This is a genomic window from Pseudonocardia sp. 73-21 (assembly GCF_001899645.1).
Classification (GTDB): Bacteria; Actinomycetota; Actinomycetes; order Mycobacteriales; family Pseudonocardiaceae; genus Pseudonocardia.
Window position 1 is genome coordinate 1 of the sequence record NZ_MKVV01000052.1, and the last position, 10,528, is coordinate 10,528.

14 protein-coding genes and 1 riboswitch are annotated in these 10,528 nt (G+C 72.3%); of the genes, 10 read left to right on the forward strand and 4 right to left on the reverse strand.

Translation table 11 applies throughout. The features are described 5' to 3' along the window. On the forward strand, positions 1 to 222 hold a 222-nt coding region (locus BGP03_RS16710; protein WP_299736683.1), incomplete at its 5' end, for an HNH endonuclease signature motif containing protein. Between the two features lie 473 nt (positions 223 to 695). Here BGP03_RS16710 and BGP03_RS16715 read toward each other — a convergent pair. After that, positions 696 to 839 carry a hypothetical protein gene (locus BGP03_RS16715; protein WP_298797879.1) on the reverse strand — a complete coding sequence of 48 codons (144 nt, stop codon included), beginning with the start codon at positions 837 to 839 and terminating at the stop codon, positions 696 to 698. 179 nt (positions 840 to 1,018) lie between these two features. Here BGP03_RS16715 and BGP03_RS16720 point away from each other — a divergent pair, with 179 nt between their 5' ends. Further along, positions 1,019 to 1,792 carry a fumarylacetoacetate hydrolase family protein gene (locus tag BGP03_RS16720; protein ID WP_298797880.1) on the forward strand — a complete coding sequence of 258 codons (774 nt, stop codon included), beginning with the start codon at positions 1,019 to 1,021 and terminating at the stop codon, positions 1,790 to 1,792. Between the two features lie 7 nt (positions 1,793 to 1,799). Here BGP03_RS16720 and BGP03_RS16725 read toward each other — a convergent pair whose 3' ends face one another. Further along, positions 1,800 to 2,630 carry a glycoside hydrolase family 16 protein gene (locus BGP03_RS16725; protein ID WP_298797881.1) on the reverse strand — a complete coding sequence of 277 codons (831 nt, stop codon included), beginning with the start codon at positions 2,628 to 2,630 and terminating at the stop codon, positions 1,800 to 1,802. 115 nt (positions 2,631 to 2,745) lie between these two features. Between BGP03_RS16725 and BGP03_RS16730 the strand changes: the two genes are divergently transcribed. The 4 genes from BGP03_RS16730 to BGP03_RS16745 all read left to right on the forward strand — a co-directional run bounded on the left by BGP03_RS16730 (position 2,746) and on the right by BGP03_RS16745 (position 5,582). Further along, the gene (locus tag BGP03_RS16730) at positions 2,746 to 3,192 is read left to right on the forward strand and encodes a group II truncated hemoglobin (RefSeq protein ID WP_298797882.1); all 447 of its coding nucleotides are present in this window, start codon (positions 2,746 to 2,748) and stop codon (positions 3,190 to 3,192) included. A 170-nt stretch (positions 3,193 to 3,362) separates the two neighbouring features. After that, a riboswitch (SAM riboswitch) is annotated at positions 3,363 to 3,475 on the forward strand. 40 nt (positions 3,476 to 3,515) lie between these two features. Then, a complete protein-coding gene (locus tag BGP03_RS16735) occupies positions 3,516 to 4,850 on the forward strand; it encodes an aminotransferase class V-fold PLP-dependent enzyme (RefSeq protein WP_296367127.1) in 1,335 nt (444 codons plus the stop codon). Positions 4,851 to 5,044: 194 nt separating this feature from the next. Continuing rightward, positions 5,045 to 5,335, forward strand: a complete 291-nt coding sequence (locus tag BGP03_RS16740) for a hypothetical protein (protein WP_296367125.1) — start codon at positions 5,045 to 5,047, stop codon at positions 5,333 to 5,335. A 25-nt stretch (positions 5,336 to 5,360) separates the two neighbouring features. Further along, positions 5,361 to 5,582, forward strand: a complete 222-nt coding sequence (locus tag BGP03_RS16745; RefSeq protein WP_296367124.1) for an alpha/beta hydrolase fold domain-containing protein — start codon at positions 5,361 to 5,363, stop codon at positions 5,580 to 5,582. Between the two features lie 158 nt (positions 5,583 to 5,740). Here the strand turns inward: BGP03_RS16745 and trpD are convergent, their stop codons facing one another. Beyond that, entirely contained in the window at positions 5,741 to 6,787 is a 1,047-nt protein-coding gene (gene trpD / locus BGP03_RS16750; protein ID WP_296367123.1) for an anthranilate phosphoribosyltransferase, read from the reverse strand. Between the two features lie 5 nt (positions 6,788 to 6,792). Next, on the reverse strand, positions 6,793 to 7,146 hold the full coding sequence (locus BGP03_RS16755) for a hypothetical protein (RefSeq protein ID WP_296367136.1): 354 nt from the start codon (positions 7,144 to 7,146) through the stop codon (positions 6,793 to 6,795). A 181-nt stretch (positions 7,147 to 7,327) separates the two neighbouring features. Here BGP03_RS16755 and BGP03_RS16760 point away from each other — a divergent pair, with 181 nt between their 5' ends. From BGP03_RS16760 to BGP03_RS16775, 4 genes are all read left to right on the forward strand, one after another. Next, positions 7,328 to 7,933: a heme-copper oxidase subunit III gene (locus tag BGP03_RS16760; protein ID WP_296367121.1), complete on the forward strand. Its 606-nt coding sequence runs from the start codon at positions 7,328 to 7,330 to the stop codon at positions 7,931 to 7,933. Between the two features lie 39 nt (positions 7,934 to 7,972). Then, positions 7,973 to 8,812, forward strand: a complete 840-nt coding sequence (locus tag BGP03_RS16765) for a c-type cytochrome (protein WP_296367119.1) — start codon at positions 7,973 to 7,975, stop codon at positions 8,810 to 8,812. Next, entirely contained in the window at positions 8,809 to 9,969 is a 1,161-nt protein-coding gene (locus BGP03_RS16770; RefSeq protein WP_298797883.1) for a ubiquinol-cytochrome c reductase iron-sulfur subunit, read from the forward strand. Before BGP03_RS16765 ends, BGP03_RS16770 begins: the two co-directional genes overlap by 4 nt. Further along, positions 9,966 to 10,528, forward strand: a 563-nt coding sequence (locus tag BGP03_RS16775) for a cytochrome b N-terminal domain-containing protein (protein ID WP_299736689.1), incomplete at its 3' end; no start/stop codon positions are given. The genes BGP03_RS16770 and BGP03_RS16775, both read left to right, overlap by 4 nt.

Below are 10,528 nucleotides of genomic sequence, written 5' to 3' on the forward strand. Positions count from 1 at the left end.
TCGTGGTGCGAGATCCACCATGTCCTCGAATGGGAGAACAACGGACCCACCCGCATCGACAACTGCGTGATGTTGTGCCGGCCCTGTCACCGGCTGATCCACCACTCCGACCGGGAGGTCCGGATGGACAGTGGGCGTCCGGAGTTCATCCCACCCGGCTGGATCGACATCGACCGAAAACCGCGACAACGCCCGATGGTCCACCTCCTCGACATCGCCTGATCTTCTGCGCCAGCTGATCCTCGCGGTCGAACGGCACACCATGGCTGTCAGCGGGCCCGCTCCCCGCGGCGAAGACGATGCCGCTGCAGATCCTCGCCGGGGTGGGCGCCGAGCTACGCGACCACAGGCTCCACCAGCGGCCCTGTCCACGAGCCGGACACAAGCCCCGGCGCCGCGACGCCGGACAGGAATCTCTTTGGCACGGGGCCCGCACGCATCGAGCCCGTCACATGAGCGATCCCTCCGCATCGTCGAACGGCCACGCCGGGACCTGCTCGGCCGCTCCTGGAGCCGTCGCAGGGCCCCGGGCAGCTCGTGCGGACGCGCGAGAGGCGCCGTGAAGTCGAGCCGGGCACGCGGCGATCCCGTCGGGCCGTCGACGCGGAACGTGAGGCCGAACCGGTCGACGCGGATCGGCGCCAACCCCGTCGCGCCGTGCACGACGCTCGAACAGCAGGTGCGCCACCACCTCGTCACCGCCCGCGGCCAGCGGGTCGGCGCCGCGCGGGCTCGACGTCGACGCGCTCGCCGTCCACGACTATCCGCGACACCGTCATCCGCAGCAGCACGGAGGCGTCGGGGCGCAGCACCACGTCCGTCGCGGCCCCGACGTCCACGGCGAGCCGAGCACCACCGGGAGGTCGGTACCGGCGGCGAGCTCCGCGGCGGGGCGTGGGACAGCACGGCGCGGGCGCGCCGGAAGGCGGGCGCGATCACGCGTCTCCGCGGTGTCTGGTTCGCCTGATGACGAGGGACAACCCCGGCACCGGGATCGACGGACCGTCAGACTGGGCCCGTGGAATCCGACGCAGCGGACCGGCTCGCACACGTCCTGCGGGACGCCTGGCGCACGGGCCGGACGATCCAGGACCTACCTGCCGCGCTGCGGCCCCCGACCCCGGCGGCGGGATGGCTGGCGCAGCAGCGACTCGCCGACCTCGCCGGGCCCGGGTACGGCTGGAAGATCGCCGCGACCTCGGCGGCGGGCCAGGCCCACATCGGGGTGGACGGCCCGCTGCCGGGCCGGCTGTGCGAACGGTTCCGGTTCTCCCCCGGTGACGTGCTGCCGTCGCGGCACCTGCACATGCGCGTCGTCGAGGCCGAGTTCGTGTTCCGGATGGGACGCGACGTGCCGCCGGACGCGGGCCCGGACGAGGTCCTCGAGGCGGTCGCCGACCTGTACCTGGGGGTCGAGGTGCCCGACTCCCGCTACGTCGACTTCGCCGCGTCGGGCGGGCCCGCCCTGCTCGCCGACCTCGCCTGCGCAGGCATGTTCGTGCTGGGGCCGCGGGTGGACGACTGGCGCGGCGACGACCTGCCCACGTGGCCGACGAGCCTCGTGGTCAACGGCACCGTCGCCGCCCGGGGCAGCGGCGGCGCCGTGCTCGGCGACCCGCGAGCGGCGCTGGTGTGGCTCGCGGCCGAGCTGGTGCGGCTCGGCACCGGGCTGCACGCCGGGGACGTGGTCACCACCGGCACCACGACGGTGCCACCGGCCGTCGCGGCCGGCGACACCGTCCGCGCGGACTTCGGGGCCTACGGCCAGGTCGACCTGTCGTTCGCGCGGTGAGCCGGGGTCAGGACCCCTGCAGCGGGTACTGCTTCACCCAGTCGACCTGCATGGACGACTGCTTGCTGGCCGGCGCCTGCCCCTCCGGGAACCAGTCCAGCTGGATCGTGAGGTGCATCGGGCGGGGCGGCAGCTTCTCCAGGTCGGTGGTGCGGTGCCACTCCACGCCGTCCAGGTAGGCGACGACCGCCGTCGGCGTCCACTCGACGGCCCAGTTGTGCCACTGGGTGGCGTCGACGGCCACCTCGTCCTTCTCCTGCTGGTTGTTCTCGCCGTAGTGGATGAAGTACTCGGCGGTCTGCCGGCTGGCGTCGGTCAGCTCCATGAAGTCGACCTCGCCGCCGACGGGCCAGTCCTCGGCGTCGGGCCACAGCAGCAGCAGCGCGTTGTAGGTCGGGTCGCCCACGGGCGCCCGCACGCGGGCCTCCCAGCGGCCGTACATCTGTCCCGGCACCCAGGCCAGGCCGCCGGTGGCGCCGTCGGTGTCCCCCGTGATCGTCAGGACCCCGTCCTCGACCTTCGCGGCGTCGGGCGAGCGGCGGCCGTTGCCGTTGTGACCGGGGCCGTCGTAGACGTCCCAGCTGGAGTCCAGCGGACCGGTGAACTCGTCGACACGGTCGGGATCGCCCCAGCCGTGCAGCTTCGCCGCGCTCGTGTCGGCGCCCGCGCTGACGGACGGCAGGATTCCGCCCCCGGCCGGGGAGGCGGGCCTGGTCGTGACGACCACGACGATCGCCGCGGCGACCAGCACGAGCACCGCCCCGATGCTGATCAGGATCGTCCGCCGGGAAGTGCGCCGTTCCGAGCCGTCCGTGCTCGCCGGCCCACCTGTGCTCATCGACACGGACACCCCATCACGTGGATTCGTCGGATTACTCCCTTTACCCTACGTAGTCGGCAGACGGGTGATTCCGCCGGTACTCCCGACGTGTCATCGTCGGACCATGCGATCGGTGTACGACGCTGCGGGCGGGGCCGACGGCGTGCTGCGCCTGGCCGCCGCCTGGCACGCGAGGGTGCTGGCCGACGAGGTGGTCGCCCACGCCTTCAGCCACGGGTTCCACCCGGACCACACCCGGCGGCTCGCCGCCTACTGGGCCGAGGCCCTTGGCGGTCCCGCCTCCTATTCGGACTCCCTCGGCGACGAGGCGTCGGTCGTGCGGATGCACAGCGGCAACGGCCCGCACGAGGAGATGGACCGGCGGGCGATCGACTGCTTCGACCGGGCGCTGGAGGACGTCGGCGCCGACGAGTCGGTCCGCCCGGTGCTGCACGACTACTTCACGTGGGCCACCACCACCGCCATGACGCGCTACCACGCCTCCGACGACGTGCCCGACGGGCTGCGCATCCCGCGCTGGTCGTGGGACGGGCTCGTCCCGCCGCCGGGCGACGCCTGAGCCCGCTGGCCTGCCGGCGACGCCCCCGCGCGGCCAGCCCGCGCCGCGGCGACGACAGCCGCCAGATCGAGCGCGTGGACGGCCAGAACTGCCGCGGTAACGGGCATTCCCGGGGAACGCTCGCACCGCGGGTTGACCACCGTCGCGACGGCGACGTACCGTGACTTCCAGGTCAAGAGCGCCAGCGTCAAGCCCCGGCTCGCTGGCCGGCAACCCTCCTCCGCGGTGGGGTGCTCCGGGTGACGACCAGGCCGTCGCGCACACGCGACGGCAAGCGCGGGCCCGTGCGTAGCCGGGCCCTGAAAGGGGTCCGGAGGACCATCATGAGCACCGCCCTGTCTGTTCGTCCCCCCGCCACGGCCCCGGCGCCGACCGTTCCGCTGGTCACCGGGGAATCGGTGCGCTACGCGAATCTCGATCTCGCCGCGAGCGCACCGCCGCTGCGGTCGGTGGTGGACCACGTCGCCGAGCTCCTCCCCTACTACGCGAGCGTGCACCGCGGCGCCGGGTACTCCTCGCAGGTCTCCACCTCGGTGCTGGAGCGGGCCCGGGACACCGTCGGCCGGTTCCTCGGCGCCCGCCCGGGTGACGTCGTGGTGTTCACCCGCAACACCACCGACGCGCTGAACCTGCTCGCCGCGTCGGTGCCCGGCGCGGTGCTGTGCCTCGACTCCGAGCACCACGCGAACCTGCTGCCCTGGGTCGACGGCCCGCACCACGTGCTGCCGGCGGCGCCGACGATCGCGCAGACCCTCGACGACCTGCGCGCCGCGCTCCGCGACGGCTCGTTCGCGCTGGTCACGCTGGCCGGGGCCGGCAACGTCACCGGTGAGCTGCTGCCGCTCCCCGAGATCGCCGGCATCGTCCACGCCGCGGGCGCCCGGCTCGCCGTCGACGCCGCCCAGCTCGCGCCGCACCGCCGCGTCGACCTCGCCGCCACCGGTATCGACTACCTCGCCCTGTCGGGTCACAAGCTCTATGCGCCCTACGGCGCCGGGGTGCTCGTCGGACGCCGCGACTGGCTCGACGCCGCCCCGCCGCACCTCGCGGGCGGCGGAGCGAGCCACAGCGTCACGACCGACGGGAACGACGTGCGCGTGGAGTGGGCGCCGGCCCCGCAACGGCACGAGGGGGGCACCCCCAACGTGCTGGGTGCCGCGGCGCTCGCCCAGGCGTGCCGCGCCCTGGACCCGGTGATCGACGAGATCGCTCCCGAGCACGAGCGGGCGCTGCTGCACCGCCTGCTCGACGGGTTGGCGACCGTGCCCGGCGTGCACCCGCTGCGCACCTGGAGCGACAGCACCGACCGCGTCGGCGTCGTCGCGTTCACCGTGGACCACCACGCCCCCGGCCGCGTCGCCGCGTACCTGTCGGCCGAGCACGGCATCGGCGTCCGGGACGGCAAGTTCTGCGCCCACCCGCTGGTCGACCGGCTGACCGGCTCGAACGAGGGCGCCGTCCGCGCGAGCATCGGCATCGGCACCACAGCCGACGACATCGACCGGCTCCTCGACGCCCTGCGCGGGCTGACCAAGCGCGGCGCGCGCTGGGACTACGCGGTGATCGACGGCCGCTGGGCCCCGACGGCGGACCCCCGCGACCTCGACCCCCTGGGCCTGGGTCGCGCCACCGCCGACGCGCCCGGCTGCGGCGCCTGAGGCGAGCGCGACGCACGCCGGGGAGGTCCGCGGGACCCCGGCCGGGCGAACGGCTGCACGTCCGGTGGGACCCGCCCGGCTCAGCTCGCGCCCCCGCGCCCGCCGTCATAGTGTTCATGAAGTCCTTGAACCACGGCGTGACCTCCGACCCAGGGTCACCGATGACGTCCGCCGGGCCCAGCGGAAGAGTGACCATGCCGGCCTCCACCCAGCACCACCTGGACAGTGACAGCACCGACGCGCTGCTGACCGCCACCGGACTCGGCGACCTCGACGCGTTCGCCGCGTTCTACGACCGGACCGCGGCCACGGTGTTCGGCATGCTGGACACCGGGACGCAGGCCACCGAGCGGGTGTACCTGAGCGTGTGGCGTGCCGCGCCGGAGTTCCGACCCAGCCGACGCTCGGCCTACGCCACGCTCATGATGGCCATCCGCCGCGAGCTCGCCGACCAGTTCCTCAGGCATGGTCAACTGGAGGCATGACCTCGTCGCCGTTCCATCCCGACCTGTGCCGCGCCTCGGCCGGGTTCGTCCCGGGACCCTCGACCTGTTCCACGACGAGGACCTCGCCTACGCGCAGCGGCTGAACGACAGCGGCGTGCCCTGTGAGGTGCTCGTCGTCCCCGGCGCCTTCCACGACTTCGACGCGCTCTTCCGCACGAAGCCCGTGTCCCGGGACTTCTGGGTCCCTCCACCTCACCGGCGCCGATGTCGGTGCCGCCGCGGATGATGATGTCCTTGAGCCGCCCGGTGACGCGCACGTAGCCGTCGGCGTCGGCGCGGTGAGTTCTCCGGTCGTACCGGTCGCGACCACGGCCAGCCTCCGCAGCACTGCGAGTTGGGGCCTTTACGATAGAAAGGTCTGACCGAAACGTCGGGATGTCCGGTTCAGCGCAGGCTCACGGAGCGCTCCACCCACCGGTCCAGCAGGGTGGCTGCGGCCCCGCCGTCGATCGCCGCCGCCGCTCGCTCCAGGGCGGCGGGGAACGCCGTGGCCAGGTCGGACGGTGCACCGTCGAAGGCCACGAGGGCCCCGGCCGCGTTGAGCAGCACCGCATCCCGGACCGGGCCCTCAGCCCCCGCCAGCAGCGCACGGAACACCGCCGCGTTGGTGGCCGCATCGCCGCCGCGCAGGTCCTCCCGGGTGGCCGGCGCGATGCCCAGCGCGGCCGGGTCGAAGCTCTGCCGGCACACCTCCCCGCCCGACACGGCCCAGACCGTGCTCGTCGTGGTGGTGGTGAGCTCGTCGAGGCCGTCGTCGCCGCGCACCACGAGCGCCGACGCGCCACGGCTCGCGAACACCTCGGCGATCACCGGGGCGATCCGCGCGTCCGCGCAGCCGACGAGGGCCGCGCCGGGCTGGGCCGGGTTGGTGAGCGGGCCGAGCACGTTCATCGCCGTGGGCACGCCCAGCTCGCGGCGCACCCCGCCGGTGTAGCGCATGGACGGGTGGAAGATCGCGGCGAAGCAGAACCCGATGCCCAGCTCCGCGACGCACGTCTCGACGCCCGGGGGTTCGAGGTCGATGGCGACGCCGAGCTCCTCGAGCACGTCGGCGGAGCCGCACGCCGAGGACGCCGCCCGGTTGCCGTGCTTGACGACGGGCGCCCCGGCCGCGGCCGTCACGACCGCCGCCATCGAGGAGATGTTGACCGTGTGAGCCTGGTCACCGCCGGTGCCGACCACGTCGACCGCGCGGCCGTCCACCCGCACCCGCCGGGTGTGGCGCATCATCGCCTCGGCGAGCCCGGCGATCTCCGCCGCCGTCTCCCCCTTGGACCGCAGGGCCACGAGGAACCCGGCCAGCTGCGCGGGCGTGGCCTCGTCGCCGAGCACCTTGTCCATCACCCAGGACGTGTCGGCGGCGGCGAGGTCCTCGTGGCGCACGAGCCGGCCGATCAGGGCCGGCCACGTCTGTGCGCCCGTGTCGGCCACGGGGCTCAGCCCCGGACGGCGGGCAGCTCGCCGGCCCGTGACCGACGCAGGACGTCGGCAACGGTCTCGGCGGAGGTGAGGGGGTCGAGCGGGTGCACGAGCACCGCGTCGGCCTGCGACCAGGTGGCCAGCCACCGGTCGTCGCGGCGGCGGACGGTGACGATGATCGGCGGGCAGTCGTCGATCTCGTTCTTGAGCTGGCGCGACACGCCCATGCCCCCGGTGGGCTGCGCCTCGCCGTCGAGGATGGCGAGGTCGATGCCGCCGGCGTCGGCGGCCGCGATGACCTCCGCGATGCCTCCGCACTCGACGAACTTCACGCGCCCGAGATCGGGCGCGGGCCGGCGACCGACGGCCATGACGATGGACTCGCGGACCTCCGGGCGGTGGCTGAACACCAGCACGGTGAGGAGATCGGCGGCGACGGGGCTGTTCACGGCGGGAACACTAGTGGAACCGCGGGTCGCACCTGTTCGTTGGTGGGGTCGAACCAGGAGCCCCGACAGGCTGTAGAAGTTCGCTTGGGGTCATAATGCCCCAGTGACGACAGCGGCTCCCAACATCAGCGGGCGGATCCACTCACTGAACCGCCCCAACCTGGTCAGCGTAGGAACGATCATCTGGCTGTCCAGCGAGCTGATGTTCTTCGCCGGGCTCTTCGCGATCTACTTCACCGCGCGCGCCCAGAACCCACCCGGCAACACGTGGCCGCCGGCCCCCTACGAGCTGGACGTGCCGTACGCGCTGGTGGTGACGATCGTCCTCGTGGCGTCGTCGTTCACCTGCCAGTTCGGCGTGTTCGCCGCGGAGCGCGGCGACGTGTTCGGCCTCCGGCGCTGGTACCTGCTCACCCTGGTGATGGGCACGATCTTCGTGCTCGGCCAGGCCAACGAGTACCGCAACCTCGTCGCAGAGGGGCTGACGATCCCGTCCGCCGCCTACGGCACGGTCTTCTACCTGGCCACCGGCTTCCACGGGCTGCACGTCATCGGCGGCCTGCTCGCGTTCATCTTCCTCATCATCCGCACGAGGCTGAGCAAGTTCACGCCCGCGCAGGCCACCGCCGCCATCGTCGTGTCGTACTACTGGCACTTCGTCGACGTGGTGTGGATCGGCCTGTTCGCCACCATCTACTTCATCCGATAGCCGCGCCGCCGACTAGCAAGGGCTGGGAAGACGCAGACGATGACCACCACACCTCCCGAGCGGGCCTCCCGAGGTCCGCGCACCCGCTTCCGCCGCAAGGTCGCCGGAGTTCTCGCTCTCGGCATCGGCCTGCTCGGCGCGGGCGTCGGCTACACCGTCCTGACGCCCGCCCCCCAGGTGGCCACGGCGCAGGGTGACGCGGCGCTGATCGCCAAGGGCCAGCAGCTCTACAACAACACCTGCATCACCTGCCACGGGGCCAACCTCCAGGGCGTGCAGGACCGCGGCCCGAGCCTCATCGGCGTCGGCGACGCGGCCGTCTACTTCCAGGTGTCGTCGGGCCGCATGCCGCTGGCGCGCCAGGAGGCGCAGGCGCAGCGCAAGCCGCCATACCCCGCGTTCGACCCGGGGACCGAGCAGGGCCGGGCCAACCTGGACGCGCTGGGCGCGTTCATCCAGGCCAACGGCGGTGGCCCCACGGTTCCCGCGGCCACCGGTGAGGCCCTGCGCGGCAGCGACCCGGCCCGCGGCGGCGAGCTGTTCCGCCTCAACTGCGCGAGCTGCCACAACTTCACCGGTCGCGGCGGCGCGCTGTCGTCGGGCAAGTACGCGCCGACGCTCGACCCGGCGTCCGAGGAGCAGATCTACACCGCGATGCTCTCGGGCCCGCAGAACATGCCCAAGTTCTCCGACCGGCAGCTCGCGCCGGCCGAGAAGGAGGACATCATCGCCTACATCAAGTCGGTGAGCGACGGCAAGAACAACCCGGGCGGCAACCCGCTCGGCGGCATCGGCCCGGTCTCCGAGGGGCTCGTCGCGTTCATCGTGGGTCTCGCCGGTCTCATCGGTGTCGCACTCTGGCTGGGAGCGAAGTCATGAGCATCTCCGAGCACGGCTCGAGCCCCCGGACGCCCACCGCGGCCGAGCTCGAGGACATGACGCCCGACCAGCTCGCGCGCCTCGCGGCCGAGCTGGACGACGTCGAGATCGTCCACAACGCCAAGAAGTTCCCGGTCCCGGGCACCCGCGCGGAGAAGCGCGCCGAGCGCGCGGTGGCGCTGTGGTTCGTCATCGCCGCCATCTCGGGCCTGGCGTTCCTGGGCTTCTACCTGTTCTGGCCGTTCGAGTACAAGGCGCCGTCGGACCCCGGGCACCTCGCCTACGCGCTCTACACGCCGCTCGTCGGTGGCACGTTCGGCCTCGCCGTGCTGGCGCTGGGCGTGGGCGTCATCTCCTACGTCAAGAAGTTCTTCCCGGACGAGGTGTCGGTTCAGCAGCGTCACGACGGCAGCTCCGACGAGCTCGCGCGGAAGACGGTGATCGCCCAGCTGGTCAAGGCCGGCAAGGACGTCGACATCGCGCGTCGCTCGCTGATCAAGACCTCCGCGGCTGCCGCAGCCGGAGTCTTCGGGCTCGGCCTCGGCATCGCGGCGATCGCGCCGCTGGTTCGCAACCCGTGGAAGGGCGGCGACAAGGCCGCCCTGTGGACCACCGGCTGGGCCCCCGCGCCCGATCCCCGCAAGCCGAACGGCCCGATGGAGACCGTCTACCTGCGCCGCGACACCGGTGTACCCGACGAGGTCTCGCTGATCCGCCCGGAGGACCAGGCCGCCGGCTCCATGGAGACGGTCTTTCCGTTCCGCGAGTCCGAGCGGGGCAACGAGCACGCGCTCCAAGCGGCCCTGACCCGCTCCGACAACCCGGTGATGCTGATCCGCCTGCGCCCCGGCACCCCGGTGATCCACCGGCAGGGCCAGGAGACGCTGCACTACGGCGACTACTACGCCTTCTCGAAGGTGTGCACGCACCTGGGCTGCCCGACGTCGCTGTACGAGGCGCAGACCAACCGCATCCTGTGCCCGTGCCATCAGTCGCAGTTCGTCGCGACGGAGTACGCCAAGCCGGTGTTCGGTCCCGCAGCGCGCGCGTTGCCCCAGCTTCCGATTACAGTGAACGAGGAGGGTTACCTGATCGCCACGGGTGACTTTCCGGACCCGATCGGCCCCGCCTTCTGGGAGCTTGGGGGACAGGCATGAGTGCGATCACCACACCCACCACCTCGGGCGGAGGGCTGGCCGCCAAGGTGGGCCAGGCCCTCGACGAGGCCGACCAGCGTTACCATCCCGCAGCCGGGATGCGGAAGCAGTTCAACAAGGTCTTCCCGACGCACTGGTCGTTCATGCTCGGCGAGGTCGCGCTCTACAGCTTCATCGTGCTGCTGGTCACGGGCACGTTCCTGGGGCTGTTCTTCGACCCGTCGATGACCGAGGTCACCTACAACGGCTCCTTCGCGAACCTGCGTGGCCTCGAGATGAGCCAGGCCTACAACAGCGCCCTGCACATCTCCTTCGAGGTGCGAGGCGGCCTGTTCCTGCGGCAGGTTCACCACTGGGCCGCCCTGCTGTTCGTCGCCGCGATGTTCGCGCACATGTTCCGCACGTTCTTCACCGGCGCGTTCCGCAAGCCGCGTGAGGCCAACTGGATCATCGGCGTCCTGCTCATCTTCGTCGGCACGTTCGAGGGCTTCAGCGGTTACTCGCTCCCCGATGACCTGCTCTCCGGCACCGGGCTGCGGATCGCGTCGGGGATCACCCT